This window comes from Pseudomaricurvus hydrocarbonicus (genome assembly GCF_011602365.1).
GTDB classification, from domain to species: domain Bacteria; phylum Pseudomonadota; class Gammaproteobacteria; order Pseudomonadales; family Cellvibrionaceae; genus Pseudomaricurvus; species Pseudomaricurvus hydrocarbonicus.
Window position 1 is genome coordinate 309,933 of record NZ_JAAONZ010000002.1, and the last position, 24,950, is coordinate 334,882.

At 53.6% G+C, this 24,950-nt stretch carries 36 protein-coding genes and 1 tRNA gene; 21 read left to right on the top strand and 16 right to left on the bottom strand.

Annotated features, from left to right (window positions below; translation table 11 throughout):
* Nucleotides 1-56 precede the first annotated feature (56 nt).
* The 10 genes from G8770_RS24600 to G8770_RS03670 all read right to left on the bottom strand — a co-directional run bounded on the left by G8770_RS24600 (nucleotide 57) and on the right by G8770_RS03670 (nucleotide 5,894).
* Complete coding sequence (locus G8770_RS24600; RefSeq protein ID WP_167181852.1) at nucleotides 57-404, bottom strand: HNH endonuclease; 348 nt, start codon at nucleotides 402-404, stop codon at nucleotides 57-59.
* Entirely contained in the window at nucleotides 404-718 is a 315-nt protein-coding gene (locus G8770_RS03635; protein WP_167181854.1) for a hypothetical protein, read from the bottom strand. The genes G8770_RS24600 and G8770_RS03635 overlap by 1 nt, the downstream gene beginning before the upstream one ends.
* A 60-nt stretch (nucleotides 719-778) precedes the next feature.
* Entirely contained in the window at nucleotides 779-1,036 is a 258-nt protein-coding gene (lysC, locus tag G8770_RS24605; RefSeq protein ID WP_425049907.1) for an Rz1-like lysis system protein LysC, read from the bottom strand.
* Nucleotides 939-1,313, bottom strand: a complete 375-nt coding sequence (locus G8770_RS03640; RefSeq protein ID WP_167181856.1) for a hypothetical protein — start codon at nucleotides 1,311-1,313, stop codon at nucleotides 939-941. Before G8770_RS03640 ends, lysC begins: the two co-directional genes overlap by 98 nt.
* Nucleotides 1,310-1,768, bottom strand: a complete 459-nt coding sequence (locus G8770_RS24045) for a glycoside hydrolase family protein (protein WP_208022025.1) — start codon at nucleotides 1,766-1,768, stop codon at nucleotides 1,310-1,312. Before G8770_RS24045 ends, G8770_RS03640 begins: the two co-directional genes overlap by 4 nt.
* Before the next feature lie 2 nt (nucleotides 1,769-1,770).
* Entirely contained in the window at nucleotides 1,771-2,052 is a 282-nt protein-coding gene (locus tag G8770_RS03650; RefSeq protein WP_167181858.1) for a hypothetical protein, read from the bottom strand.
* A 136-nt stretch (nucleotides 2,053-2,188) separates the two neighbouring features.
* The gene (locus G8770_RS03655) at nucleotides 2,189-2,689 is read right to left on the bottom strand and encodes a hypothetical protein (RefSeq protein WP_167181860.1); all 501 of its coding nucleotides are present in this window, start codon (nucleotides 2,687-2,689) and stop codon (nucleotides 2,189-2,191) included.
* Between the two features lie 299 nt (nucleotides 2,690-2,988).
* On the bottom strand, nucleotides 2,989-4,635 hold the full coding sequence (locus G8770_RS03660; protein ID WP_167181862.1) for a virulence-associated E family protein: 1,647 nt from the start codon (nucleotides 4,633-4,635) through the stop codon (nucleotides 2,989-2,991).
* On the bottom strand, nucleotides 4,632-5,669 hold the full coding sequence (locus tag G8770_RS03665; RefSeq protein ID WP_167181864.1) for a PriCT-2 domain-containing protein: 1,038 nt from the start codon (nucleotides 5,667-5,669) through the stop codon (nucleotides 4,632-4,634). Before G8770_RS03665 ends, G8770_RS03660 begins: the two co-directional genes overlap by 4 nt.
* Nucleotides 5,670-5,678: 9 nt before the next feature.
* A complete protein-coding gene (locus G8770_RS03670) occupies nucleotides 5,679-5,894 on the bottom strand; it encodes a TraR/DksA C4-type zinc finger protein (RefSeq protein WP_167181866.1) in 216 nt (71 codons plus the stop codon).
* 115 nt (nucleotides 5,895-6,009) lie between these two features.
* On the opposite strand from G8770_RS03670, the gene G8770_RS03675 reads away from it, so the two are divergent.
* Complete coding sequence (locus tag G8770_RS03675) at nucleotides 6,010-6,258, top strand: hypothetical protein (RefSeq protein ID WP_167181868.1); 249 nt, start codon at nucleotides 6,010-6,012, stop codon at nucleotides 6,256-6,258.
* Between the two features lie 157 nt (nucleotides 6,259-6,415).
* On the opposite strand, the gene G8770_RS03680 is transcribed toward G8770_RS03675, so the two are convergent.
* Complete coding sequence (locus G8770_RS03680) at nucleotides 6,416-6,643, bottom strand: hypothetical protein (RefSeq protein WP_167181870.1); 228 nt, start codon at nucleotides 6,641-6,643, stop codon at nucleotides 6,416-6,418.
* Between the two features lie 48 nt (nucleotides 6,644-6,691).
* Between G8770_RS03680 and G8770_RS03685 the strand changes: the two genes are divergently transcribed.
* From G8770_RS03685 to G8770_RS03695, 3 genes are all read left to right on the top strand, one after another.
* Nucleotides 6,692-7,426 (top strand): S24 family peptidase, encoded by a 735-nt coding sequence (locus tag G8770_RS03685; protein WP_167181872.1) that lies wholly within the window; start codon nucleotides 6,692-6,694, stop codon nucleotides 7,424-7,426.
* Nucleotides 7,427-7,462: 36 nt separating this feature from the next.
* Nucleotides 7,463-7,771 carry a hypothetical protein gene (locus G8770_RS03690; protein WP_167181874.1) on the top strand — a complete coding sequence of 103 codons (309 nt, stop codon included), beginning with the start codon at nucleotides 7,463-7,465 and terminating at the stop codon, nucleotides 7,769-7,771.
* A 190-nt stretch (nucleotides 7,772-7,961) separates the two neighbouring features.
* The gene (locus G8770_RS03695) at nucleotides 7,962-8,723 is read left to right on the top strand and encodes a DUF4760 domain-containing protein (protein WP_167181876.1); all 762 of its coding nucleotides are present in this window, start codon (nucleotides 7,962-7,964) and stop codon (nucleotides 8,721-8,723) included.
* A gap of 50 nt (nucleotides 8,724-8,773) precedes the next feature.
* Here G8770_RS03695 and G8770_RS03700 read toward each other — a convergent pair whose 3' ends face one another.
* Nucleotides 8,774-8,932 (bottom strand): hypothetical protein, encoded by a 159-nt coding sequence (locus G8770_RS03700; protein WP_167181878.1) that lies wholly within the window; start codon nucleotides 8,930-8,932, stop codon nucleotides 8,774-8,776.
* Nucleotides 8,933-9,085: 153 nt separating this feature from the next.
* Here G8770_RS03700 and G8770_RS03705 point away from each other — a divergent pair, with 153 nt between their 5' ends.
* From G8770_RS03705 to G8770_RS03775, 15 genes are all read left to right on the top strand, one after another.
* Nucleotides 9,086-9,406, top strand: coding sequence for a response regulator transcription factor (locus G8770_RS03705; RefSeq protein WP_167181880.1), 321 nt, complete (start codon nucleotides 9,086-9,088; stop codon nucleotides 9,404-9,406).
* The gene (locus G8770_RS03710; RefSeq protein WP_167181882.1) at nucleotides 9,403-9,612 is read left to right on the top strand and encodes a hypothetical protein; all 210 of its coding nucleotides are present in this window, start codon (nucleotides 9,403-9,405) and stop codon (nucleotides 9,610-9,612) included. Before G8770_RS03705 ends, G8770_RS03710 begins: the two co-directional genes overlap by 4 nt.
* Nucleotides 9,613-9,753: 141 nt before the next feature.
* The gene (locus G8770_RS03715; protein WP_167181884.1) at nucleotides 9,754-9,951 is read left to right on the top strand and encodes a hypothetical protein; all 198 of its coding nucleotides are present in this window, start codon (nucleotides 9,754-9,756) and stop codon (nucleotides 9,949-9,951) included.
* On the top strand, nucleotides 9,951-10,352 hold the full coding sequence (locus G8770_RS03720) for a phage antirepressor KilAC domain-containing protein (RefSeq protein ID WP_167181886.1): 402 nt from the start codon (nucleotides 9,951-9,953) through the stop codon (nucleotides 10,350-10,352). The genes G8770_RS03715 and G8770_RS03720 overlap by 1 nt, the downstream gene beginning before the upstream one ends.
* An 89-nt stretch (nucleotides 10,353-10,441) precedes the next feature.
* Nucleotides 10,442-10,804, top strand: coding sequence for a hypothetical protein (locus tag G8770_RS03725; RefSeq protein WP_167181888.1), 363 nt, complete (start codon nucleotides 10,442-10,444; stop codon nucleotides 10,802-10,804).
* Nucleotides 10,805-10,845: 41 nt separating this feature from the next.
* Nucleotides 10,846-11,664 (top strand): DUF2303 family protein, encoded by an 819-nt coding sequence (locus tag G8770_RS03730; protein ID WP_167181889.1) that lies wholly within the window; start codon nucleotides 10,846-10,848, stop codon nucleotides 11,662-11,664.
* A 141-nt stretch (nucleotides 11,665-11,805) separates the two neighbouring features.
* Nucleotides 11,806-12,042 (top strand): hypothetical protein, encoded by a 237-nt coding sequence (locus G8770_RS03735; RefSeq protein WP_167181891.1) that lies wholly within the window; start codon nucleotides 11,806-11,808, stop codon nucleotides 12,040-12,042.
* Between the two features lie 2 nt (nucleotides 12,043-12,044).
* Entirely contained in the window at nucleotides 12,045-12,476 is a 432-nt protein-coding gene (locus G8770_RS03740; protein WP_167181893.1) for a hypothetical protein, read from the top strand.
* 9 nt (nucleotides 12,477-12,485) lie between these two features.
* A complete protein-coding gene (locus G8770_RS03745) occupies nucleotides 12,486-12,677 on the top strand; it encodes a hypothetical protein (RefSeq protein ID WP_167181895.1) in 192 nt (63 codons plus the stop codon).
* Between the two features lie 11 nt (nucleotides 12,678-12,688).
* On the top strand, nucleotides 12,689-12,931 hold the full coding sequence (locus G8770_RS03750; protein WP_167181897.1) for a hypothetical protein: 243 nt from the start codon (nucleotides 12,689-12,691) through the stop codon (nucleotides 12,929-12,931).
* A gap of 5 nt (nucleotides 12,932-12,936) precedes the next feature.
* A complete protein-coding gene (locus G8770_RS03755) occupies nucleotides 12,937-13,812 on the top strand; it encodes a DNA cytosine methyltransferase (RefSeq protein ID WP_208022026.1) in 876 nt (291 codons plus the stop codon).
* A 166-nt stretch (nucleotides 13,813-13,978) separates the two neighbouring features.
* Nucleotides 13,979-14,161 carry a hypothetical protein gene (locus tag G8770_RS03760; RefSeq protein WP_167181901.1) on the top strand — a complete coding sequence of 61 codons (183 nt, stop codon included), beginning with the start codon at nucleotides 13,979-13,981 and terminating at the stop codon, nucleotides 14,159-14,161.
* A gap of 32 nt (nucleotides 14,162-14,193) precedes the next feature.
* Nucleotides 14,194-14,397: a hypothetical protein gene (locus G8770_RS03765; RefSeq protein WP_167181903.1), complete on the top strand. Its 204-nt coding sequence runs from the start codon at nucleotides 14,194-14,196 to the stop codon at nucleotides 14,395-14,397.
* Between the two features lie 40 nt (nucleotides 14,398-14,437).
* Complete coding sequence (locus tag G8770_RS23835; protein ID WP_208022027.1) at nucleotides 14,438-14,833, top strand: hypothetical protein; 396 nt, start codon at nucleotides 14,438-14,440, stop codon at nucleotides 14,831-14,833.
* A gap of 295 nt (nucleotides 14,834-15,128) precedes the next feature.
* Entirely contained in the window at nucleotides 15,129-16,337 is a 1,209-nt protein-coding gene (locus G8770_RS03775) for a tyrosine-type recombinase/integrase (protein WP_167181904.1), read from the top strand.
* Between the two features lie 116 nt (nucleotides 16,338-16,453).
* On the opposite strand, the gene G8770_RS03780 is transcribed toward G8770_RS03775, so the two are convergent.
* The 4 genes from G8770_RS03780 to G8770_RS03795 form a co-directional block, all read right to left on the bottom strand.
* A tRNA-Ala gene (locus G8770_RS03780) sits at nucleotides 16,454-16,529 on the bottom strand.
* Nucleotides 16,530-16,659: 130 nt separating this feature from the next.
* A complete protein-coding gene (locus tag G8770_RS03785; protein ID WP_167181906.1) occupies nucleotides 16,660-18,885 on the bottom strand; it encodes a type IV pilus assembly protein FimV in 2,226 nt (741 codons plus the stop codon).
* Between the two features lie 705 nt (nucleotides 18,886-19,590).
* Nucleotides 19,591-21,087: a glutamate--tRNA ligase gene (gene gltX / locus G8770_RS03790; protein WP_167181908.1), complete on the bottom strand. Its 1,497-nt coding sequence runs from the start codon at nucleotides 21,085-21,087 to the stop codon at nucleotides 19,591-19,593.
* A 330-nt stretch (nucleotides 21,088-21,417) separates the two neighbouring features.
* Entirely contained in the window at nucleotides 21,418-21,699 is a 282-nt protein-coding gene (locus G8770_RS03795; protein WP_208022028.1) for an acetyltransferase, read from the bottom strand.
* A gap of 301 nt (nucleotides 21,700-22,000) precedes the next feature.
* Here G8770_RS03795 and G8770_RS03800 point away from each other — a divergent pair, with 301 nt between their 5' ends.
* A complete protein-coding gene (locus G8770_RS03800; RefSeq protein WP_167181910.1) occupies nucleotides 22,001-23,659 on the top strand; it encodes an acyl-CoA ligase (AMP-forming), exosortase A system-associated in 1,659 nt (552 codons plus the stop codon).
* Nucleotides 23,656-24,915, top strand: coding sequence for a pyridoxal-dependent decarboxylase, exosortase A system-associated (locus G8770_RS03805; protein ID WP_167181912.1), 1,260 nt, complete (start codon nucleotides 23,656-23,658; stop codon nucleotides 24,913-24,915). Before G8770_RS03800 ends, G8770_RS03805 begins: the two co-directional genes overlap by 4 nt.
* Nucleotides 24,916-24,950: the final 35 nt, after the last annotated feature.

Here is a 24,950-nt window from a genome sequence, read left to right on the forward strand (position 1 = left end):
TTCAATTCAATGCGCGTAAAAATCTGACTGGGGGGGCGGTGTCCGCGCAAAGTGCCCTAAGGTTTCAGCCCACCCCTCCCCCGCTGTGATTCGAGCAGGGTTTTTTGATCGCTGCAGGGCTTGCATAGGGTCTGCCTGTTGCTCTTCGTGTCTGTACCGCCCTCACAGAGCGGCACAATGTGGTCACATATACCGGCTAAAGCGCCATGTAATGTGACAATTCGACCACATTCACGGCATTGATAGCCGTCTTCTTCAAAGGTTTCGTGGCGTTTGCGGCGCCATGGTCGACCGCCGCGGCCCGATTTCTGGTGCACTGGCTTCTGCCACACAGGTGCATCCGGGCATTTGTCATCGTGTACCGCGCGGCATCTTGGACACCAGCGCTTGGGCTTGGTGGCCATTAGATCAGCGGTTTACCGTTCAAACCCAGCTCGGTACCTGACACCTCGTCACTATCAGCTTCAGCCATTGCCTGCACCAGCAACATGTTGCTATCAGCCAGCGCCTGAATAGCAACAGTCTGCTCAGCCATCATTTCAATCAGGGGGCCAAAGTCACTATGCAGCTCAACGTCCATTCCGTCTTCAACAACAAGACCTTCAGCACCAAGACGTTTGGCCATAACATTCAAGTAGTCACTCAAGTGCTTCCTTGTTTCTTGTGTCAGCACTTTGCTTGACTTTAACACCAGCAATAATTTTGTTTGCTCGCTCACGGGCGACTGCCCTCCACTTCTTGAGTCGCTCACGTCGTTTAGCGCAACCTGAGCAGTTAATCATTGTGTTACCTCACCACGCCATTTACGCAGCTGGCGCTTGTCCTCATTGCATTCACGCAATGTGGTGCGTAGGTCCAGGGTGTAGTTGAGGTGAGCTTCGTTATCTTGACCGTGCATGACAGGCTCACCACAATCAGCAGCAAAGGCTACAGGCGGGTTAACGTATACCGTTCTGGTTACGATCACAGGATTCTGTGAGCACGCACTCAACAGCAGTAGGCAAAGGCTCAGCAAGATAACTCCCCACAGACGCATCACGTTGTGCGGCCTCCTTGATGTAAACCTTGTGTGTTTGCGTAACCACACGAACCTGTTGCTTAGCCTTCTGCAGATCTTCAAAGGCGGCATCCAAACGCTGGTAGTCTACCCTTGCCTGCTCTGCTCGCTGCTCGCTTAGTTGCAGCGATTCGGTTAATCCTGACACCTTGGCCCGGGATTCATCTAACAATGCTGTTAACGCCCTGTGGTCGAGATAAAACCCACCACAAACCAACGCAAGCAATCCAGCCAGACAGACTGCCACTCGAATCATTGCAGCCCCATACAGCGCTTGTACTCAGCCTCACGGCGATTAATCAAACCCTGCACCGATTGTCCGTTTGCAAAGTGCCAGCGCTTAATCTCGGCACATGCGCCAGTATAGTCGCCGGAATTCAGCTTCTTAACCAATGTTGAACGGCAGAAAGAACCGGGGCCGATGTTATAAGCCAACGAAACAAACGCATCGTACTCGTACTGATGCATTGGCACTTTCACACAATGCTTGATCGCGCCCTCATACTCACTGATATCCACCAGCGCACGTGACAGTGCCTGCATTGGCGTAACAGTATCGCCAACAGCAACACCGTCAGTGGTACCAAACCCAATCGTTGGCTTGTCGCCAGGCAGCGGTATGTAGGTCGATGCGCTAAAACCTTCAAACAGAGCAATGCCAACAAACCCCGACGCACTCAAGGCCAACGCCGCCAGCATATTCCTGTTCACTATCAACCCTCGTATGCGCACTGATTGCGCAAAGCTTCCATTCGCGCACGGTGGATTTCTTCTTCCCGACGATTGCGCAACCATTGTGAAATACCATTCACAAGAACGCCCAATACAACCCCGATAATACCAACCACAACACCAATATCAGCCAGGCCTAAAACATCAGGATTCTCCGCAACCTTTTGCGCAACACCCGATGTTAGCGCCGTGGCACCCGAACCTTTTGTAACGTAACCACTTGTGGTTATGACCACTTGCTCTATTGCATGCTGTTGCCCCACCCTGCACTCCAAATAAATAATCAAGGCGAAAAAAAACCCAGCACGATGGCTGGGTTCAATGTGAATGTCAGAGAGACATTTCTTGCGAGAATGCCAAACATAGCGCTATCGATTGTAAGCTGTCAAACACGCCAAATCAGTTCTGGCCAACCACCTGTGGATAACTCTCGCAAACGCTTGGTAGATCAGCACCATACAGCACGCTATCCAAAATCACATGCGCGGCATCACGACGGTTGTACATCGTTTTTACCGACACGCCCAGTCTTTGCGCCTTAACTCTGACTTGCAAATCACCGCGCACGTAGAACGTCACAACACAATCGCGCAGATGGTCCGGCAACAAACGCAGTGCCTCGCTCACCTGCATCGCCGCATCATCGATTAGCACCTGGCGCGATACATTCACTCGTGTTTGCGTACCTTCTGCCGTTAGCCCTCCCACATGCAGCTCTACGATATTACCTGACCGGTCCCGTTTGATTACCCGCGCCTTACGACGATGCAGCTTGGTAAGCGCCACAGGGTTATCTACCAGCGCCCCCAGAACACAACCAGCACCACCACTGCCATATCCACCCAACGCCTCGTCTGCCCAATCACACAACCGCTGATGCACTCGCTCTATCATCGTCATTCCCCTCTTTTCACCGTGGTCATAGTGGTCACCCTTCAAAAAATAAGGGTGACCGGCTGGAGCCCTTGCTACTACTGGTCTGGTCATAGTGGTCAGGGTGGTCATAGTAGTTTTGTATATACACACCGAAATTTAAAAAAACACAGAGAATATAAAAAAGTAAAATCCCGTGCATGTGTGCGCGAAAACAGGGTGACCACCCTGACCGCCCTGACCACCCCGCGTGGTTACTGGGCTACAGCCGGTCACCGTAGTGGTCACCCTTAAGGTAGGGTGACCACTCTAAACGCAATAACACCTTAAAAATCATCGGGCACCCCTTGCGACTGGGCATCCGGAACAAAACCTTTCCAGCTCTGCGGACGCTCGTAGCCCGTCTCACGGCTTCCATTCACCCGCGCCCGCACTTTGTGCCAACCCAAGTGCGCCATAATCTGCCCCACCCGCTTTTGCTCTGGCGGTTTCATTTGCGCTGCCTGCAGTTTTAATGCCTCATCCATGATTTCGCTGATTAACACCCGGTCGGCGGTATGACTGCGTAACCACTTCTCGATTAACTCTTCCCACACATCGGATTCGAAGCGATCTTCCTGCTGGGCCTCGAACAAATGCTTATCCGACTCTTGCGGCCACCACCTGGCACCTGCCTTATACAAACTAAAAGCCTCAGCCCACAGCTGATCACGATCACGTGTTAATGCCCTGGCATCCATCTTGGTACACATGGCCGGCCAATAACGGCGGTTACCGGTGGCGTCTTTCAAATAAGATTCTTGGTTGGTGGTACCGGCAAACACACACTGCCGCGAGAACGTCTGCACCATCCGGCCATAACTGGGCCGGAAGCGGTCAACCTGTGATCCAAAAAACTGCTTGGCCCGGGTCGACTCCGCCTTATTGAGTGAATCCAACTCGGCCAACTCAATAATCCACACGCCCTGCATTTGCTGAAAGCCATCTTTGTCACCCAGCACCAGCGGCGTATCGGTAAACCAATCGCCACCCAAAATGCTCAGCGCCGTTGATTTACCCAGCCCCTGCAGGCCCTCGAAGATAATCACACTGTCGACCTTGACTGGCGGCTGCATGACTCGTGCGATCGCACTGACCATCCACATCGTGCCGACCAACCCGTGATACTCCGTATCATCCGCCCCCAGGTACGAATGCAACCAGTGACCTACACGGCGTTGGCCGTCCCACTCGACACCCTGCAGGTAATCACGCACCGGGTGAAAGCGGTTTTCTTCTGCTGCCACTACAACCGCCCCCAGTGCGTCAGCCGATTTTGGGGTAAAAGCAAAGTTCTCACTCAGCCAGATCCGCAAGCGGTCGGTATCGGCATCGGTCCACTCGCCCACATCACTGTGCGCAAATGGCGGCTTACGCAGCTTCATAATGCGGTAAGAGAAATCGCAATAGCCCAGCACACCCGCCCAGCGCTCATCATTCACCAGCACCAGCTTGGCGTTGGCAATATCCGCTTTAATATTGCCTGTGTCGGTTAACTGGAAGTCTTCTTGCCAGGGTGCGTCCAAACGGTTGCGGCGGGCTGCCAATGCCCGCTCACGCAAGGTGGCATTCACCAGACCATCAGCCACGCTTTTTCGATCATCGTGAGACAACCAGGTCTTGAATAGGTCGGTACCCAGCAAGTCCCGCAAACCGGTCTTTTTGAGTTTGCGGTGCTGCTCGGCGTCCCAAATCTCGGCGCCGCTCTCTAATAACTGAAAGCGACCCAATGCCGTCTCAAGTGTCAGATCGCTTTTGACCTTAATTGCTGGATTTTCAGAGAGGGTCTCATCCCCCAAGATCGGCTGACGCACCTCGGTAGAATGATTTTGCGGCGATTGCAAAGAAGACAGAAACCCCTCCCAACTCCGCACAACCGCATCAAGCCCCCGCTCTACATGGATATCATTGAAATCAACCGACTGACCACTCATGCAGCGGCCTCCTGCACAGGATGCGGGATCCACACAGACCCACCCACCAACGCAGCAGACTCGCGCGCTTTATCTACGCCGGGGTTACCCTTCTCTGCGCCCAAATCGTTATCAGCCGCGAATACAAAAGGCATGCTCGGATAGTACTCGCGCAACGCCGCGGCGACTGTTGGCATGTTGCCACAATCAAACACCACCACCACTGGCTGATCCAGCGCCATTAAAATGCTGGCGGCTGTCGCAAAACCCTCGGCGAAGACAAGATATTCAATTTCACGATCAGCGGACTGAGCCAACCAAAAAAAACAGCCTGATTTGCGGCCGTGCTTTAAAAACGCTTTCTTGCCAGACGGATAGATGACCTGCAAATTCATCATGCGTGTATCAAGCGTGCCCATTGGCAACACCAGACAACCAGGCTTCAAATAACGAAAAGAGGTTTCTTCGGTCTTGCGATTAAAAAATGCGGCAATCTCATCACGCCCAGTAATCACATTCACAGACACATCGTCACAAAACTCGATAACAATGCCATGGGGCACAAAGCGGGCCCCGAATGGTTTAATCTTTTTTGCACCCAAGTACGGTGAATTCCCCGTTGGACTCAATAAATCCCATACCTGCTGAGCAGCCCGGGCGATTACACCGTGCCAACGCTCAACCAGTTCTTGTTCGGCGGCCTCTTCGAGCTGGCGCTTTGCTTGTCGGCGTTCACGCTCACGGTCAAGTTCCGCTTTCTGCGCTGTGCTGAGCTCTCTTTTTTCCGGCGTATAGTCACAATTTATAGCCTCTTTAAACAATGAAGCGATGGTAATACCACCGCCCAACTTAAAACTTTTCCACGTATCACGGGCCGAATCCGGCTTGTAATTCGAAGCGCTCTGGCTCCAGGTATCCCACACATCAAACCCATCGCTGCCAAATTCGTTCTTAACCGCCATGCCCATGAACACCCACAACTCACGATCATGGGCATCAATAAAAGACAGTGCGGCCGACACCTCATCCAGGGTGCATCGTTCAAAATTCGTCATAGATAATCCCTACAGAACACCGCGCTCAATCAACGACTGACAATCCACACAGGTCTGCACGCCAGGTATCGCCAACTGACGCGCAGAAGGAATCAGGTTAAGACACTCCACACACTCATCCGCAGATACCACCGCGGCACGTTGCGCGGCTGCCTGCTGGCGGGCCTGAGCAGCACGCTCGGCGGCGCGCTCCAGCTCTATTTGTGCAACATCTACTGCATCCATCTCGCAACCTCTCTTATCAAGTTATAAGGCGGTAGTCCGCAAACCTCACCACTGGGCAGGTGACGCCGGATCTTGTAAGCTGGCGGCGCTAACAAACCAACAACAAGGACGTAAAATGACAGATCAGGATAAGATCCCACTATTTCCCATTTCCGACTGGACCATCGGCGCAGTCGATAACTACGGGATAATCGCAATGCGGCTTGGGTTTATTTCAAATCCATCACAAACACTTTCGAAATCTGACACGGGACGAATGTACGGCCTGACAGTCGGGCAAGCTCGCCAACTGGCGCAGAAAATACTGGACGCGGCAAATCACCTTGAGAAGAACGGCCATTCACCAGTAGGACAGCCCCACTAATTGCCTTGGGGGCTACAGCCCCCTTTGCAGTACCTTTCGCCATACCCAAACCCAAACCCCTGTATAAAAAAACATCCCACCAAACGGATTTTTTTAAATCGCCCAGTGATGAAAAATGTGCCTCACAACAACAAAATGCGAGACACACCATGAAAAGTTATGCAGCTTTGAAATCCCAGATATCCGGCCGAAGATCCTCAAGCCTTAATGGCTTGTCCGGTGTCACCACGAAAGAGGCATCAACCAGCCTGCGCGCCATTACAGCGCCCGGCTTTCGATGCTCTCCAGCCAACTGCCACAGATAACCGACAGAGGTCCGCGCCTCTGCTGCCAACTTGCTGCGGAGCTCAGGGCTCGCTTCTTTCATCCAAGAATTTAGTTTCATACACAGAGCTTACCTAAAAGATAAATCCATGGCAAAGATTTTATCTTTTTGGGCATTTATCAAAATGGTAAAAAGTGGAATTATTGCGCCATGGACATCAAACGCATCAGGGCTCAAAACTTAGAAACGCTTATCGCTGAATGCGATAGCGTGAAAGCCTGCGCGGCGAAAATAGGCATTGAGCCGTCATATATCAGTCAGATTCGGAGCGGCCTGAAAAACATCGGGCACCAAATTGCAAGGCGAGCAGAACAGGCTTTCAATAAGCCCCAGGGGTGGATGGATCAAAGCCATCAAGCTGAATACTTTCAAACTGAGGAAGGCCGGCCCCACTATCATACCCACGCCAACACTGCACCAAGCCCACAAATTAAAGGCTACATACCTCTGATTTCATGGGTCCAAGCCGGCTCATGGGCAGAAGCGATCGATCTGTATCAGCCTGGCGATGCCGAAAGCGTACACCCCACCACCATCAATCACGGCATACACACCTTCGCCCTTCGCGTTGATGGCGACTCCATGACAGCCCCTACCGGCGCTGCAGGACACAGCTTCCCCCATGGCATGATTATCTACATAGACCCCGATCAGGAGGCATCCCCGGGCGATTACGTGGTCGCCAGGCACAATGGCCATGGCCACGTCACGTTTAAGCAATACGGCACCGAAGAAGGCCGCCCCGTACTAAAACCCCTCAATACCAACGGCCAATACCCCATCATCCGCGACGAATTCCAGATTATCGGCAAAGTCATCGATGCCAGCTGGGGCGGGCTTTAAAGCACATCTATAAGGAAACCACGAAAGGAACTCACCATGAATAAAATAGGCCCATACGCCCTTATCTGCGCCATCAGTTTACCCACTGCTGCCATAGCCGCCGATGACTGGAAGACCACCTGTAAGATGGTCGAAAGCACAGCCACCACCATTATGAAAGCACGGCAAAATGGTGCTGCTCTTTCGAATCTGATGGAAATTGCTGATGACAGCAAATTTATCGAACAGGTTGCCATAATGGCTTATGACCAACCTCAATACTCTACCCCTGAAAATCAAAAGAATGCAGTTAGCAAGTTCGCCAACGAACTGTACTTGGCCTGCATTAAAGAGACTCGAAAATAGCCGGCATAGAGGATCAATAGGGCCAATAGAAGACCGCCCTTATTTATAACACCTCACCCCGCCCGACCATATCGCATCATCAAAAGGGGCAGCAGCGGCACATATACTAGATAGCTATATCTTCTGAAAAAAACTATCTATAACAGCATAACCACCGTAAACAAGATCGTTGACAGGGATACCCTCTAAATTGGATAATCCAACGCCTACCAATAAAAACAACATATCCACAGGAAAAACACAAAGTTGTACACGGGAAATCAAACCCGTCTATACTTTGACCACGGAAAAACGGATCAAGGAGATGTACAATGTTCATGCGAGATGGATGGGAAGGCTTCTAACAACCCTTTCAACAATTACCTTTTCAGTAGCGACATTGGCGCAAGACGGACAACCGCTTGCGCCAAACACGCAAATAACCCTTACTCAAACGACCCTGTCGCCCGATGTGATCGCTGTGCTGATAACAGCGGCTGTTGCATTCATAGCAGCTATTATTACCATTCGGTCTTCCAGAGATATTGCCCGCCGAAAAAACGCAATCGACGCAATCATGGCTGGACGCCGCGATGATAAGCTTCAGGAGGCCATGAAGAAGATGCGCGAGATTGACGCCAATGACGCAATCAGCATGGAAACATACTATTTTGCAAACGTTGAGGACAAGGACGGTCGCTCTCTACTACTGTACCTTCTAAACCACTATGAGAACATCTGCGTTGGCGTGAATAACGGCATTTTTGATGAAGAAATCGTCAAACGCGCAGAACATACCATCATTAAAAATGTAAGAACCATGTGCCTCCCCCTAATAGAAAAGGCCCGCAGAGGCGAGAACTCCACTACATTCTTTAGAGAGCTAACCGAATTAGCCACACGATGGGACAAAAAACCCCTGGAAAGAGATCAGGCAGGTAAAATCCGACAAGCGATTAGCGCAATTTTCTAATCCTTATATAACCCTCCAAAAACCCGCACCCAGCGGGTTTTTTTATGCCCTTACTCCTTCTCCGGCTTCTGCATCCCTTCCAACAGCTCAATTATCCGATCCCGCTGCCGCACAGAGTGATCAATCCGCAACACCGCCCGGATTATCAAAATCACCACGCACACTACCAGTAACACCGCCATCAGCATTCCTAACGATAAACTATCCATACCAACCTCCTTTTGTCAGCTTTATTGGCACACCTATATTACACTCTCGCGCCAAAATCCCCCAACAATCCAAATTAATTTACCAAAAACGCCTTGACTTTACCTTTGTGTGATTTATCATTCTGGTAAAGTTTACTTATTTGGTAAATCCACATGAAACTAGCCCCAAGACAAAAAGAAGCCCTTGAGCTCACATCCAAAGGCCTCATGCAGCGCGAGATTGCCGAGATCATGCAATGCAGCATCGACAACGTGCGCAACCTAATGAGCGCCTGCTACTTCAAGTTGCACGCCCGTAACGCCGCCGAGGCGGTCGCCAAGGCAATGCAACAGGGGCTTATCCACTTCGTTATCCTCGTTGCCGTACTCATGGGCGCCGGCATGGGCGACCAGCACGCAATGCGTCAACGCAGCCGCATCAACCAAACCGCCCGTATCGTCAGACTCAACCGAGAACTTGGAGGCACAGCATGAGCATCTACCTGATACCGACCATCCCCGCCATTGGCAACGTGGGACGCATCCAGCAAGCGACCGGTTTGCGCGCGGTAATCACTGGCCATCGTGTGCGCCTGGTTAACCCTGGCAGCTTTAAATCACCCGCCAAAGCCACTTATACCCCACGTAAGGCTACGCACTCACAGGGTATGGATAAGCCCTTCGGTGGGGATGCTGCGTGAATTGTTGTGGTCAGGCGATGAGCCAGATTTGGTACGCATCAAAGCGTGAGACGCGCGGCTGGTGGTGCCCCTCCTGCAATCGATTTGAAGCGGCCATTTACCGTGAAAAGAAACTCGATCTGAAAAAACCTGAGAAACCGAATGAGTGAACCCGGCTTTAGCGACCTGCTCGACATCGTCGGGGATTTAAAAGACCAGCTCTACACGCTGGATCACAAATTAGAAGCCACCCGTGAGCAAGTTGCACTGCTCACCGAGGCACTGGACCAGCAGACGCCAAAGGCCATCACATCGGCCAATACAAACGCTCTGGAACTGACAAGAAGCGAGAACGCGTAATGACAAACACCCAGTACATGGAAGCCAAAGCCGCCGCCAAAGTGCTGGGCATTGGCACCCGCAAGCTCAACAAACTGCTGCGCGATAACGGCATCTACCATCGTGACGGCACGCTCAAAAACACCCCGCGCGCGGCTTACATCGAACGCGGTTTATTCACCACAGTGACAGGGGTTTGCTACTACAACGACCGCGACCACTTCTACATCAAACCGCTGATCACCAACGTAGGCCTCAGCTATTTACGAGAACTCATTGATGGAGTGGAGCAGCGTCAAGAATCCGGAAACGGGCGAGATAGAACCCTGGTACATCCAGAGCAACACCGGCCACAGAATCAGCAAATCATTACAGCTGAGAGGAATAGTTTACTCCGCATGGTCGGCATCAAGGAAGCCTAACACACCAACACTGGGCGTGTTTGAAACGCGAGAACAGGCTGAAGAGGCTTGTGAGATAGATTTAACCAACAAAAAATGAGGAAGCAGCAATGTCAGAAACAAATGTAATGGACTTTCTTGAAGAGCTGGGCGCGGGAATATTTAAAGAAAAACTCGCTCACGCCCTTAGCGAAGCGGCACTGGGCACCATCATCCATGGCAACGGCACCAAAAAAGCCAAGGTCAGTATCGAGCTGACATTTAAACAAATTGGCGAAAACGACCAAGTCTCAATCTCGCACAAGTTGGCGCACATCACGCCGACCAAACGCGGCAAGAAGTCAGAAGAAGACACCACTGAAACTGCCATGTTTGTCGGTCGTGGCGGCGTTCTTTCCGTATCGCAACCCAGAGAGGAACTGCGTGGGCAATTTGCTCTTCGGCAAGACTCGGACGGCAAGTCACTGAATTAATCAGCAGAACCCCAAAACCACCAATCAGGACTAACAGAATCATGGAAAAAGAAGCTATTGAACAGATCCAGACTAGCGCAAATATCCCGGCGCTGATCGAACACCTGAACGCAGCAGGTACTCAAAATCCTGTTGTTGCTCTACCGGAAAACGTGAGGTTGCACGATCTCGAAAAATTCATGGCGCACGCATCTCATTTTCGCCTGAAGTATGCCACCACCAGCATTAACGATTTTATTGAATACAGCCAAGGGCACGCATATGCAGGTTCTACTTGTTTTGTAAACGCCGAAGCCATGACAGCTCGAGCCATTTTTGATCTTGGCGTCACCTGCGAGCCAGGCCATAAACAACACACAGCGAGCCTCAGCCTCACCAAAACAGCCGCGTTTACTGCGCTCACAAAATTTAATGGGCAGCAACACTCACAAAAAGATGCGGCGGAATTTATCGAAGACTGGTGCGACTATATCAGTTACGCAGCCACCATGAGCAATGCGGAAATGTCACCTCATCAGGCCGCCGCAAAACTCCGTGATCTAACCATTGAAGCCGCGAGAGAGCTGAACAGCAAAGTCAGTGACTTTGGCCACGAAATGAGCGCTATGGAACGCATCGAAGCTAAAGGCAAAGACACCATACCATCAGTCATTAAATTTGACTGCGTCCCTTATCGCGGAATTCAAACGCGCTGCTTTACCTTACGGATTGGAATATTAACCGGTGAAGACAAGCCCAAAATTGTCTTCCGAATTACACAACTGGAATCCACACAGGAAGAAATTGCTGAAGAATTCAAAGACATCCTTGTCTCTGAATTCACCGAATCAAGTTTGACCACTTACATCGGCGAAGCCTAAACCACCATCCGAACCGGCTCTTTTGCCTGGTTCGTTGCGGCACCGCCTACAGTGCTGACAGCCGGAAAGACGGCCCCCCAATCACGGTTATTGCCCCACCTACGGGTGGGGATTTTTTAACAACACAGCGAGACAGCAGTCATGGAAAATCAAATCATTACCATACTCGTGTTTCTGGCACTCATTACTGTTGCGGCCATAACGCTGGCCATTAGTGCAGCCAGGAAACAACGGCGTGCTGCATCATCGCTGTATCACGAATTCGATGAGATCGACCTAACCACGCCCGATCTCTTCACCCAGAAGAACCGCTGGGTACGCAGAGCAACACCCGCACCACGATGGAATGCAGACAAACGCCGGTACGAGAACACCTGATCATGAAAAAAACTCAGCAAATCAAACGTGCCCGCAAGCTGCTGACAGGCCTGATCATCCAGTGGACCGACAACGCGCCATTAACCGAGAGCGCCGACATCCACAGCGAGAACATCAGCCACACCAGCCCAGTCCTACGCCTGCAGTGCAAGAGCATCTGGCGCGATTATCACGACTGGATCACCAACCGGCAAACCATGCTATGGCGCATTGATATCACTGTTGTGTTCAGCTACCCAAACGGCCGCGACCAACTCGAACAGCGCCGTGTGATCGCCCGGGCAAAGCTCTGGGACATCGCACACCAATGCGAACCAGTCATTGCCGAAGCCCTGCGCCACGGAGCGCACCCCAAAGAAACACGCTTTACTGTGCAATGCCTGGGCGACCGCCAAGCCACCGACGCAGACTTCGAAGACTACGAAGCCGCATAAGGACGCATCATGGATCTGAAAGCAGAGCTGCAAACCCATATCGCCCAGGCCGAACAAGAGATGGTCGCCACACTGGTCAAACTGCACCACAAAACCGGCCTGGTACCCACTGCGTTCGAGTTTGAATGGATCGACGCCAGCAGCGTCAAAGGCAAGACAGACATTGTCATGGGCACACACGCCCTGCACCTAAATCGATAACAGGAGACATCATGGCCGGCGAGAAACTACGAGCAGCCCTCGGTGATTTCACCGTAATTCTGTGCTTCAGATGCGGAGAACGCACCACACAGGAATCCGCTAAAAACAATATTTGCCACGTCTGTACCAGCAGAGCGCAAAAACATAAAGAACAAACTTTGAAACAGCGCCGAGCCAAAAAGTACCTGAGCCAGGCACTGGAACGCCGTGCACTGGATGTGGAATTGAAAGAAGTCTGGGAGTTGGAAGGATGATAACCGTGAATTCGTATTTCTGCGGTGCAGGCCTGATGGATGTAGGGCTAAAGCAAGCAGGCATTGAGATTGGCCAAGCGTTTGAACTTGATGCTGACGCCTGCAAGACTTATCGCCACAACTTGGGCGCCCATGTAAGCCAGTGCGATTTAACTGAAAAGCTGGTGCTGGAGCAAGACAGCTGTGACTTTATGGTCTTCACCTACCCTTGCACCAAATACAGCACCATTGCTGATATACACGGCACCCGCACAGGTGATGAGCTGTTCCTACATGCCCTTCGCCACTTGGCGCTGGCCAAGCCCGAGGGATATGTGGTTGAGAATGTGCCCGGTATGCGCGCTTTCCCTATCGTTATGGAGGCCATGAGCCAACTGCCCGATTATTACGTTCAGGTGTTCTGCCCTGTTCAGTCTGAGACGTGGCTACCGCAACGCCGGAACCGTCTGATTATTGTCGGCACACGCCGCCCATTTGCGATACGTCCCCCAGAGAGCCAGAAACGGGTGAAGCTGTCGCAGATCTTAGAATCTGATCCGCGAATCACAATCCCAAAAGCCGTGCACACGCGCATGACCGGTGGCTACCGTGATCTGCCAATCATCAGCGATCCAGCCAATGACGACATAGCTCCGACTTGTGTTGCGCATTACGCGAAAGATAAAAGCACCCGTCTTGTGGTCGACAAACGCTTCCCCCTGGGGGTCCGCCCCTACTCTGTCCGGGAATATGCTCGACTCCAGGGGCTGCCGGATTGGTTTGAATTTCCAGTGTCTGATACAGCAGCTTACCGCCAGATCGGCAACGGCGTTAGCGTACCAGTAGGTGAATGGATTGGGCGGGAGTTGAACCGGTATTTTTCAATGAGCGAAGCGGCTTAAGCTGCTTAATTTCCTACAAAGAACAAGCGGCGACTACATGTACTGGATATTCGGTTTTTTCACGGGCCTCAGCTACAACCTGCCACTCTCGTGGTGGATTATAGGCTTTCTTATTGGCCTGTTTTTCGAGATATAACGCTTAACTGTACATCAGGAGAACTTAGAAATGGACCAGCTATTAGCAATACTAAAATCTCTAAACGAGAAAAGAAAAAGGTGTTTAGACCAAACTGACTCGGATGAAGATGAATACACGAACGGCTATCAAGCCGGAGTTGAAGAGGGTCGGAAAGCAGCGTTCAGAGAGGCGATGGCGTTGGTTGCCGAGCAAATCCCTTTGGCCGATTAACGCGAATAACTGTACTTTCCGCGAGATAGAAAATGATCAAGTCACTAGAAGGCATTATTGACTGGGACGCCTGCAGGGCCAACAACCCAATGACAGAAGTCATCAATGCAGTTAACTGGCTCAAAAAGCACGGCTACGAAGCGCGGTACAGGGTCACAGAGCGTGACAGCTTTGGACCTGTATGCGTACTCATCACCGCTCAGAAAGATGGTCAGCAATATGACTATCTGTACTGATCAACCAACTGTACTTTTAACAACATAGGAAAACCAACAAATGAGCAATCCAAAAATTGAAAATATGGTAACCAAATTCCTTTGCTGGAAACTTCCAAAGGAATTTGCCCCAGACTGCGGAATTGAATTCACTCCACCAGAAACCGGGTCTCCGGAACATTTCTGGCCCGTTGGCACCAACCTCTTCACTGCCGATCAGGCCCGCGAAATGATCGAGCACATGCTCTCGGATTCTGACAATGTGGTTGAGGACATGCTTTCTCCAGAATACGGAGAGCACGACAAAGGCCCGTGGAGCGTAACGCCGGACGGAATGATCATTGAAAGCGCAGATTTCACCCATGATGTTCAGCTGAAGGTGACCGGCGACTTTGCCGATTCAGCCCAAAGAAAATGCTACTCAGCCAATATAGCAAAACTTTTAAATCAGAAGTAGCTGCTAAAAAAACTGCTCACAAACCCAAAATCAACACTTATTGCTAAAAATATTTATCATAGGCCACCCATGCAATTGATCACCTGGAGCACAATCAACCGCAGATACTTTGCCAGAGGCCAAGGCCCCTCAAAAGCTGAGTGGACTACCGCTGTGCTTCAGGGTGAGATCAATGGCAAGATATGGCCCGGGCAGAATAAGGTCTATATTGATTTAGACGATTTTCTGTCACGGGACCAGTTTACCGCGGCCAATGACCCACACGCACCGAAGATGGACCTGTTGGATTAAGACCATGGCAAGACCCAAAAAAGAGAGAATGGTTGACGGCGTCAAGCTGGAAGAAAACCTGTATCCGGATAACAAAAAGCGTACCGGCCACTACCGGTACCTTAAGCCAGACGGCACGTTTCGCCACTTCACCGCTGAAACTGTCCACCAGGCCAACAGCTTCGCCGCCGATGCCAATAGCCGCCGAGCCGAGTACACGGCCAAAAAACCGACGCGCCCACAGATGACCATGCTGGAGTCATACGCCTGCGACTTCATCGATGAGCGTCAAGCCGAGAACCCGGGGCTCAAGAACAAAGCGAGCTGGCGAAACCGCAGTTATGCCCTCAAAAAGTTTGGCCGCGAGATAAGCACCCCTTTCAGCCGCCTGCAGCGTCACCACATCGAAGACTGGTGGCGCGGGCTTACACATCACCAGCAGAAAGCCAGGCACGCGGAGTTTCGCAAATTCTTCAACTACCTGATGGGGCGCAATGTACTGCCCAACTTTGAGTACAACCCCTTCACCACCAGTGACGACCGCCCCCGCTTCTACGCGAAGGAATCACCCGCCAGAAGCAAAGAACGACTCACCCGGGAAAGCTTCTGGCTAGTCTATGACTCAGCCGGAGAGCTGGGATATGAGGCCCTGCAGATCGCCATGGGCGTCGCCTTGACGACGTTCATGCGTGAGACCGACATCCTGACCCTTCGGCTGGATGAACACGTGGAAGGCAAGCTGCTGAAGCGAGTGATCGGCAAGAGCGCAGCACAGAAGGGCCAAAGCAAGGCCGCCCGACTGCAATGGGATGTTGGCAACTACGAGCTACTGCGCCAACTGATCAAACGCGCCCGCGAATTGAGCTTGCGCAACCAGCGCTGCCCGTACTTAATCAGCCATATGCCGGCACAGCGCCGCAAAGGCAAAGGAAAGGAGCACATCTGCCAGGTACTACCCCGGCGCCTGCAGGACATGTGGAATGACGCCAGAGACCACACCGGCTACTGGAAAGACTTGCCGGCCGGCAAAAAGCCGCCCACATTCCACGAGTGCCGGTCACTGGCCGACAAACTGGCAGCAGAGGCAGGCTACGACATCAAAGCGATTCAATCGGCGATGGCCCACTCAGACGCCGCCCAGTCACTGATGTACCTGGGCAACCACGATCTGCCCTATGAAGAAGTGCAGGTGAAGCTGACGGCTGATCAAATCGGGCGGGATTTTTCTAAATGAGACAGGCACAAAAAAAGCGGCTGGGAGGCCGCTTTTTAAGCCAACGGAGTTTTTGTCCGTTGTTTTTGTCCGGTTCTTGTCCGGATAGTGTTTGCAAACCTGCAAACCCTTGATATTGGTGGAGCCTAGCGGGATCGAACCGCTGACCTCAACACTGCCAGTGTTGCGCTCTCCCAGCTGAGCTAAGGCCCCAAACAAGTGCTTTTCGTTGAAAGCGGGGCGCATTCTATCACCCCGTTCTTAAGAGTCAACCGTTTATTTATCAGTGGCTTAGATTGATTTGCCGGGGGGATAGGCCAACGGTTCATAAAGCCCATCCCGCCTAGTCTCTGGCCAGGGGTTCTGGCTGCGGTGCCACCGGCTTTTCGGGCTGCTGCGCCTTTTTGATCGCCGATTGGCTGTGGCGCCTCAGGTTCAGAAAGGAATTCACGCCATAAGACCCTTCCCGCAGACCATACTCTGCGCCCGAGTGGGTTGATAGATAGCGCTGGGATTTCTCCTGAATGCTCTTTTTAACCTCTTCCTCGCTGCGGTGTGACGGCCCGTGGGGGATCATATTGCCCCACACACTGCCCTCGGTACCGCTCAGGCTTGCCTGCTCGCGACCCGGAAAGCAGTCCTCCAGTTCGAGCTCGATACCCATCTCGCTTAAGGGTTTGATATTGGCAAAGTCCAGCAGCTGAACCGGTTTATCGGCCGCCTTGGGTTGCAGTTGACACTCAACGTGGGTCGTATTCAGATCGACCACCAACTGGTCGGTCTCGACATGGACATCCTGGGCTGCGCTCAGCACCGATGCTTCGCGGTGTAAGGCGTTCGGGTCTGAGAGGTTCGGAGTTGGCAAGCCCGGGCCAGCTTCCACCTGAGCAATCAGCCCATCCTCCAGCCTTACCAGTCGGAGGGAGGTCGGTATCATGGCCTCCTGAGCCGCTTCGGCGGCACGCACGTTATCGCGGCGCTTGACCCACACCACCCCGACAACCGCCGCCAGCAGGCCGGCACACAACAACAGGCCCGCCGCGAGCCATCCCAACAGATTGTCCCGGGAGAACCACGAAGCCGACGCTTGCCCAACCGGGACCGGCTCGGCGATGTTCATGAACGCAGGCCGCTGCCGGGTGTCGCCTGTCACTTGCGGTGGAGTGAACGTCTGAGAGGCAGTGGGCGATTGAACAGCGTCTGTCACGGGCTCATCGCGTGCAACTTGCAGAGCGTTTGACTGAGCCTTAAGCGCGGCAATTTGCTCTTGTTGAAGCGTGATCATTTGGTTCAACAACTCAAGGTAATCCGAATTCTCAAGCGCGTGAACCTGACGCCGGAGGTCGGTGTTATCCCGACGCAGTTGATCGATGACTTCGTTGGTCGCCACCAGATGTGCTTTCAGCGACTGACTGGCGCTCTCGGTCAATTGGGCCTGCTCGGCACCGGTCAGCAATTGCGTTTGTGCCACCCGCAGCAGTCCGCCCGCTTTCTGCTCCAGATCCGTTACCGTTTGCGCGGTTAAAATCTGTTTGGCGCGGTTAAGGCTGGTGTGAACATCAGCGGGTCGTTGCGAGGGTTTCGAAGCGACAACCGCATTCCCGTTTTGTCCCGCAACGGATTCTTGAGGCTCGTTTAGCGGCTGAGATAAATCCGAGCGTTGGGGCATCACCAACACAGTCCCGGCCTGCAGCTGGTTGATGTCACCGCGCAAAAATGCCAGCGGGTTATGCTCAAAAACCCACTGGCTGGCGGCTTGCCGTTTGTCGCCGTAATCCGACATCCAGCCCGTCACGATAGCGGACACACTGTCCCCCAGCTGAACCAGGTAGTGCCCCTCGGCCACCGGACGGTGAGGCACAATGACGTTGTTTCGCGAGCGGTTGGTGTCAGACGGTGTCTTGAGTTCTGGCGCAAGGCGAGCTGTTGAAGGTTTTGCTGAGGCGGTTGTTGGGAGTGTTCTTGAAGAAGTTGTTGAAGATGTTGTTAAAGACGTTTTTGAAGATGTTGTTAAAGACGTTTTTGAAGATGTTGTTAAAGACGTTCTTGAAGATATGGTTGAGGGTGCCACCGAAGATACCGCTGAAGGCGTGCTTAAAAACGGCCCCGAATCAACCGCCGGGACATCCAGCAGCACGGTGTATTCCCGATAAATACTGCCGTTAGGTTTTTGCAGCTCCACCAGGAAATTCATAAAAGGTTCTTTGACGGGGTCGGCGGAGTTGACTTCGAGCAGCAACCCTTCGCGGGTCTCTTTGGGGATCACCTGAAGACCACGGGCGGGAGAGATTAATTCAAAGCCCAGCGCCCCGGCTTCTTGCTGACTGACTGTGCGAATCCGAAAATCCCCTCTGTCGGCCTGCGGTCGATCGTCGATCACCTGAATTGTCGCACGTAACGGTTGCCCCAATTGCGAGGTCACATCGGCAAACCCCAGACTCAGGGCCAGTGCTCTGTCGGCGATTAGGCTGGTGCCGATCAACAGCACGCCGCCCCCCATCAAGAGCAGGCTGCTGAGCTTTTTCGACGCCAGCCGTTTGGCCAGTCCCGGTAGTGACCCACGCCTCATCCATGACCGACTCCTCGTCCATGATCGACTCGCCGCCCACCACGACGCAACAGACGCGGCGCGACTGACTGACACCAAAAGGTGACGGTAGTGGGTCGGAAAGCCTGCAATGGCAAAACGTAAACCGCTTGAGAAACGAAATAACATTGTCCGCATGCCTCTGTACTCTGATCAGTTAGCTTGCGAGACTTGTAGAGGAGGGATTGTGTTAAAACGTCTATTGATTATCACAGCAGAGGCACGCTGAGTAGATGACACAAACAGGATGTCGTTACACGCGTATACACCACTGCGACGGTGGAATCGTTATTTTCTTGCCATCATGGCCGAGTGATTTCTGTGGGCTAATTACTGGCTTCCCCCCAATCAGACTCCCGTCTGAAGCGCCCAACAAGTCCCTTACGCATCAAGTATAGAAAGCAGACTTCATTCAACAAGTCATAAAACAATCACTTTCTAAATCTTTTTGTTCTTAAAAAGTTGGCGCATGTTTCAAAATAATTATATATCCCCCATATTGATTCACTTTAGTTATTAGCAAGTTTTTTGATAAGCATTTTTTAGGTGAATCTCCGATAACGTCCGCCTCGCCCAGCGAGGCGAGCAGCGTGGTGAAAGTCACAAGATTCGGGCACAAAAAAAGCGCCTTGCGGCGCTTTTTCAGCGGGTCAACAACTTAGGTTGGTAACATCGACGTCCGGTGAATCACTCACCCCGACCCAGTGCGTCGTAGGCTTTCTCCAGCTTTTTCATTTGCTTCTTGCCCAGCTCACCGGCTTGCACATGCAGCGCGTGACGCAAGCGTGCACGGCTCATGTCCGGCCCCAGTAACACCATGGAGTCCATCACCGAAAAGGACGCGGTGGTGCCGGCAATGGCGATAAACAGCGGCGCCAGGAAATCCTTCAGTTTGATGTCCATTTGCCCGGCCAGGGTTTTCAGCTCGGCAAAGATGTCATCGCGGGTCCAGCTGCGCAACGCTTCCAGACGCCACAGGGCAAACTGAAGTACCTGCTTGAGCTGTTCGGCGTCGAGTTTGACTTCGTCAAAACTGGCGACCGTTAAGGGCAACTGACCCGAGGCCAGAAAAGACGTCAGCGGCGCAAAGTCGCTGAGGGTGTGCATGCGGGTCTGGGCGTGCGGCAACACCGCCATCAGACTGTCGCGGTTGAACATCCACTCCTGCAGACGATCGGCCAGTTGTTCCTGGGTCAGGTCTTCGCGAATCCACAGACTGTTGAGCCAGGACAGTTTTTCCACATCAAAAATCGGACCGCCCAGCGACACGCGCTGTACGTCAAAGTTGTCCATCATTTGTTGCAGCGAGAACTTCTCGCTTTCGTCCGGCATGGACCAGCCCATGCGCCCCAGGTAATTCAGCAGGGCCTCGGGCAGATAGCCCATTTTTTTGTAATACAGAATCGAGGTCGGGTTTTTGCGCTTGCTGAGCTTGGATTTGTCCGGGTTGCGCAACAGCGGCAGGTGGCACAGCTGTGGCATGTCCCAACCGAAGTATTCGTACAGCAATTTGTGCTTGGGCGCTGAGTTGATCCACTCTTCGCCGCGCAGCACATGGGTGATGCCCATCAGGTGGTCGTCCACCACGTTGGCCAGGTGGTAGGTGGGCATGCCATCGGATTTGAGCAGAATCTGGGCGTCGACCTGGCCCCAGTCCAACTCAATGGTACCGCGCAGCATGTCATCGACCGGGCATGGGCCCTCGCCTTCCGGCACGTTCATGCGGATCACATAGGGCATACCGGCGGCTTTGCGCTTGGCCACTTCGTCATCGGACAACTTCAGTTCACTGGGCTTGAGGGCCGCAAAGCCACCGGCTTCACGACGGGCGTTGCGCAGCTCGTCCAACTCTTCGGGGGTGCGGTAGCAATGGAACGCATGACCGCTGTCGATCAGCTGTTGAGCGTATTTGACGTAGATGTCCTTGCGCTCACTCTGACGGTAGGGGCCAAAATCGCCGCCCTTGTCCGGACCTTCGTCCCAATCGAGCCCCAACCAGCGCAGACTGTCGAGGATCGCCTGTTCCGACTCGGGGGTCGAGCGCACCTGATCGGTATCTTCAATGCGCAGGATAAACTGTCCGCCATGCTGACGGGCAAAGCAGAGGTTGAACAGGGCAATATAAGCGGTGCCTACGTGCGGGTCACCGGTGGGCGATGGGGCAATGCGGGTACGGACAGTCATCGACGTTGAATTCTCATAGCAGGTGAAATAGGTAGCAGGTGCTAAACCGGAAAATCAAAGCCGGTGATTATACGCACTTGGCGGGGGGACAGGTAGTTGCGATTCGATCGCTACTAGATACTAGGCTCTAGATACTAGTTACTAGGTTCTAGTTACTAGTTACTAGGTTCTAGCTACTAGGTGTAGAGTTCAGATACGTTGTTCACTACCGCCAGACACCCCCAGCCCTACTGGGCCGGGATGTGGGCTGCGCAGCAAGTGCCATGGTTGGATTCAACCGCCCTGGTTAGGCTCAAGCTCCTGGCTTCGATTCAAGCGCCTGGGTTCAATTCAAGCGCCATAATAGGACGTAGGTCCAGCCACGGCGGCAGCGGCCAGCGGGTCGCTCTTGTAGGTTTCCCACTCCTGATCCCGATAGTGCACATTCAGCCAGCAGCGTGGCAGGTGCTCTCCGGACAGGAAGGCCAACTCAGACTTTTTAAACGCTTCCTGCTCCTGCATTTCTTCACCGGCCAGCCGGCACCCCATCACCTCGGTGACGTAAGGGTCCCACAAGCCTTCGGGGGCGCTTAATTCGACCAGGGCTCCGGTGTTTTGCAGCTTCATTAACATATGGCACCTCATGTAAGAATGATTGGTTGTTACAACGACCTAACGTTAAGACGATCTACCGCTCGAACGGTCTACCACGTTCCTCCCTGCCTTGGCTCATCCCTGCCAGAAAGCTTGCCAGCGTTTCTCCTTGCCAGTGCAACGGTGTTCCTTCTTTAAAAAGCTCCTTCTTTTAGTATAGGCCTTGGTGAATAAGCTCTGCCCATTTATGGGCGGTTAAATGGCATTTCCCCGATCTCCTGCTAGCCTTCAGCTCAGAAAGAATTGTCTATACTGATATCTCAACCACAGGAAGTGAAAGATGCCAGTTTTACTCCACGAGCTGATTCAGAACCAACTCTCTGCCCCTGATCGCACGGCCCTCGTCCACGGTGACCACCGCTGGAGTTATTCGGAGCTGTACGGCCTCATTGAGCAGGTAGCGGCCGGTTTTAGCGCGGCCGGCCTGAGCCGGGGACAGCGAGTGGCGGTCTATCTGCCCAAGCAAATTGAGACCGTGGTCAGCTTTTTTGCAGCGTCTCTGTGTGGTGCGGTATTTGTGCCGATCAATCCGCTGTTAAAGCCCCCGCAAGTCGCCCACATCATTCGCGACTGCCACGCCCGGCTGCTGGTCACCAGCACAGACCGCTGGTCGCAGGTGCAATCTGCCGTGGTGGACTGTGAAAGCCTGACCTGCACGGTGCTGACAGGCTTAAAAGAGCCGCCGCCTGCGAGCTCCCCTGCCACTGGCACTCTGTCCTGGGAACAGCTGGTGCCCGATCCCTCATCACCGCCAGCGGCCAGCCCTCGCGCAACCGGTTCCGGCACGCACGGGTTGGCAAATAATGGCTCTAAACCGACACACCACCCGGGGCTGGATTCCGACATTGCCGCCATCCTGTATACCTCGGGCAGCACCGGCCAGCCCAAAGGGGTGGTGCTGTCGCATCGCAACATGATGGTCGGGGCAGAGAGCGTGTCGACCTATTTGCGCAACACCGCCGAGGACCGGTTGCTGGCCGTGCTGCCCTTCAGTTTTGATTATGGCTTAAGCCAGTTAACCACGGCGTTTCGGGTCGGCGCCAGTGTGGTGTTGATGGATTACCTGCTGCCCCGCGATGTGATCCGGGCGCTGTCGCGCTTCGACATTACCGGGCTGGCGGCGGTGCCGCCGCTGTGGAATCAATTGGCGGCGCTGGAGTGGCCACAGGATGTCAGCCAGCGGTTGCGCTACATCACCAACAGCGGCGGCGCCATGCCGCAGGCCACCACCGAGAAATTGCAGTCCGCCCTGCCGCACACGGACATTTACCTGATGTACGGCCTGACCGAAGCCTTCCGCTCCACCTATTTGCCGCCCGATCAGGTGGCCGTTCGGCCCACCTCCATGGGCAAGGCCATCCCCAACGCCGAGATTCTGGTCGTGCGCGAGGACGGCTCCGAATGCGACGCCAATGAGGTGGGTGAACTGGTGCATCGCGGCCCGCTGGTGTCCCAGGGCTACTGGAACGATCCGGTCAAAACCGCAGAACGGTTTAAACCGGCGCCCAATCCCCACCCGGAACTGCCCTTCACCGAAATTGCAGTCTGGTCGGGCGATCAGGCCTACCGCGATGACGACGGCTTTCTGTATTTCGTCAGCCGCAAAGACGAAATGATCAAAACCTCCGGTTATCGAGTCAGCCCCACAGAAGTGGAAGAAGTGTTGTTTCTGTCGCCACTGATTAAAGAAGCGGTGGCCATCGGTGTGCCCCACCCGGATCTCGGCCAGGCCATTGTATTGGTGGCCAGTGCCCGCGCCACCCCGGACAAAGACGCCATCGTGCAGTATTGCCGCCAGCACTTGCCCAATTTTATGATCCCCCGAGATGTGATTTTCATGGACAACCTGCCCCGCAACCCCAACGGTAAAATTGACCGCAAAGCACTGTCACAGTCCTTTGAAAGCCTGTTTACCCCGCCTGCCGAGCCACGCACATGAATCAGATCGTGACACCGGCCACACCGCAACACGCCCCCATGACGCAATTTCCGGTAGCCGGCAATATCCTGCAGGTCGGCGGCCAGCCGCTCACCGACATTGCCCGGCAAGTCCGGCAACACCACGGGCAGCGTCCGTTCTACGTCTACGACCGCGAGGTGATGAATCGCCAGGTACAGGCCCTGCGCGAGCAGCTGCCCGCCGGTATCCACCTGCACTACGCCATGAAGGCCAATCCCATGCCCGAGGTGGTGAGCCATCTGGCGGCGCAGACCGACGGTCTGGATGTCGCCTCGCACGGTGAACTGGCCATTGCGCTCGGCACCGGCATCGACCCCGCCAGCATCAGCTTTGCCGGCCCCGGCAAATCCAGCGCCGACCTGCGCGCCGCCATTGAAGCCGGTGTCATCATCAACATGGAATCCTCCGGCGAATTGCAGCGCATCACTGAGCTGGCGCTGCAGATGGGCATACGACCCAAAGTGGCGGTGCGGGTGAACCCGGACTTTGAACTGAAAACCTCGGGCATGAAAATGAGTGGCGGCCCCAAACCGTTTGGCGTCGATGCCGAGCAGGTGCCCGCCATGCTGCAGGACATTCACCAGCGCGAGCTGGACTTTATGGGGTTTCACATTTTTTGCGGCTCGCAGAACCTCAAGAGCGACGCCATCATTGATGCGCAGAACAAGACCTTTGCCCTGGCCCGTCAACTCGCCGACGCCGCCCCCATGCCGTTGCGCTGGCTCAATATCGGCGGCGGCCTGGGCATTCCTTACTTCCCCGGTGAACAGCGTTTGGCGCTGGGCGCGATTGGCGAGAATCTGCAATCACTGCTAGAACACTACAGTGACATAACATGCGACAGCGAAGTCGTGATGGAGCTGGGGCGCTATTTAGTCGCCGAAGCCGGATTGTACGTGTGCGAGGTCATTGACGTGAAATCGTCCCGGGGGGAAACCTTTGTCGTTACCAATGGCGGGCTGCACCATCATTTGGCCGCCTCGGGCAATTTTGGCCAGGTGATTCGCAAAAATTACCCGGTGTGCGTGGCCAACCGGATGACGTCAGACAGCATGGAGACGGTCTCGGTGGTCGGCCCGCTGTGCACTCCGCTGGATATTCTGGCCAGCAAAATGACGCTGCCCAAGGTTCAACCCGGCGACCTGATTGCGCTGTACCAATCCGGTGCCTATGGTTTCAGTGCCAGCCCGCAGAATTTTTTGGGGCACCCCGAGGCCATCGAACTGGTGGTGTAACCTCAACATCAGCGCACTTATGCTAAACAAAATTC

Coding starts and splice junctions, on each gene's coding strand:
- G8770_RS24600 (WP_167181852.1), bottom strand. CDS start 404: ATGGCCACCAAGCCCAAGCGCTGGTGTCCAAGATGCCGCGCGGTACAC.
- lysC (WP_425049907.1), bottom strand. CDS start 1,036: ATGCGTCTGTGGGGAGTTATCTTGCTGAGCCTTTGCCTACTGCTGTTG.
- G8770_RS03640 (WP_167181856.1), bottom strand. CDS start 1,313: ATGATTCGAGTGGCAGTCTGTCTGGCTGGATTGCTTGCGTTGGTTTGT.
- G8770_RS03655 (WP_167181860.1), bottom strand. CDS start 2,689: ATGACGATGATAGAGCGAGTGCATCAGCGGTTGTGTGATTGGGCAGAC.
- G8770_RS03660 (WP_167181862.1), bottom strand. CDS start 4,635: ATGAGTGGTCAGTCGGTTGATTTCAATGATATCCATGTAGAGCGGGGG.
- G8770_RS03665 (WP_167181864.1), bottom strand. CDS start 5,669: ATGACGAATTTTGAACGATGCACCCTGGATGAGGTGTCGGCCGCACTG.
- G8770_RS03670 (WP_167181866.1), bottom strand. CDS start 5,894: ATGGATGCAGTAGATGTTGCACAAATAGAGCTGGAGCGCGCCGCCGAG.
- G8770_RS03675 (WP_167181868.1), top strand. CDS start 6,010: ATGACAGATCAGGATAAGATCCCACTATTTCCCATTTCCGACTGGACC.
- G8770_RS03680 (WP_167181870.1), bottom strand. CDS start 6,643: ATGAAACTAAATTCTTGGATGAAAGAAGCGAGCCCTGAGCTCCGCAGC.
- G8770_RS03690 (WP_167181874.1), top strand. CDS start 7,463: ATGAATAAAATAGGCCCATACGCCCTTATCTGCGCCATCAGTTTACCC.
- G8770_RS03700 (WP_167181878.1), bottom strand. CDS start 8,932: ATGGATAGTTTATCGTTAGGAATGCTGATGGCGGTGTTACTGGTAGTG.
- G8770_RS03705 (WP_167181880.1), top strand. CDS start 9,086: ATGAAACTAGCCCCAAGACAAAAAGAAGCCCTTGAGCTCACATCCAAA.
- G8770_RS03710 (WP_167181882.1), top strand. CDS start 9,403: ATGAGCATCTACCTGATACCGACCATCCCCGCCATTGGCAACGTGGGA.
- G8770_RS03715 (WP_167181884.1), top strand. CDS start 9,754: ATGAGTGAACCCGGCTTTAGCGACCTGCTCGACATCGTCGGGGATTTA.
- G8770_RS03720 (WP_167181886.1), top strand. CDS start 9,951: ATGACAAACACCCAGTACATGGAAGCCAAAGCCGCCGCCAAAGTGCTG.
- G8770_RS03725 (WP_167181888.1), top strand. CDS start 10,442: ATGTCAGAAACAAATGTAATGGACTTTCTTGAAGAGCTGGGCGCGGGA.
- G8770_RS03730 (WP_167181889.1), top strand. CDS start 10,846: ATGGAAAAAGAAGCTATTGAACAGATCCAGACTAGCGCAAATATCCCG.
- G8770_RS03735 (WP_167181891.1), top strand. CDS start 11,806: ATGGAAAATCAAATCATTACCATACTCGTGTTTCTGGCACTCATTACT.
- G8770_RS03740 (WP_167181893.1), top strand. CDS start 12,045: ATGAAAAAAACTCAGCAAATCAAACGTGCCCGCAAGCTGCTGACAGGC.
- G8770_RS03745 (WP_167181895.1), top strand. CDS start 12,486: ATGGATCTGAAAGCAGAGCTGCAAACCCATATCGCCCAGGCCGAACAA.
- G8770_RS03750 (WP_167181897.1), top strand. CDS start 12,689: ATGGCCGGCGAGAAACTACGAGCAGCCCTCGGTGATTTCACCGTAATT.
- G8770_RS03760 (WP_167181901.1), top strand. CDS start 13,979: ATGGACCAGCTATTAGCAATACTAAAATCTCTAAACGAGAAAAGAAAA.
- G8770_RS03765 (WP_167181903.1), top strand. CDS start 14,194: ATGATCAAGTCACTAGAAGGCATTATTGACTGGGACGCCTGCAGGGCC.
- G8770_RS23835 (WP_208022027.1), top strand. CDS start 14,438: ATGAGCAATCCAAAAATTGAAAATATGGTAACCAAATTCCTTTGCTGG.
- G8770_RS03775 (WP_167181904.1), top strand. CDS start 15,129: ATGGCAAGACCCAAAAAAGAGAGAATGGTTGACGGCGTCAAGCTGGAA.
- G8770_RS03785 (WP_167181906.1), bottom strand. CDS start 18,885: ATGAGGCGTGGGTCACTACCGGGACTGGCCAAACGGCTGGCGTCGAAA.
- gltX (WP_167181908.1), bottom strand. CDS start 21,087: ATGACTGTCCGTACCCGCATTGCCCCATCGCCCACCGGTGACCCGCAC.
- G8770_RS03795 (WP_208022028.1), bottom strand. CDS start 21,699: ATGTTAATGAAGCTGCAAAACACCGGAGCCCTGGTCGAATTAAGCGCC.
- G8770_RS03800 (WP_167181910.1), top strand. CDS start 22,001: ATGCCAGTTTTACTCCACGAGCTGATTCAGAACCAACTCTCTGCCCCT.
- G8770_RS03805 (WP_167181912.1), top strand. CDS start 23,656: ATGAATCAGATCGTGACACCGGCCACACCGCAACACGCCCCCATGACG.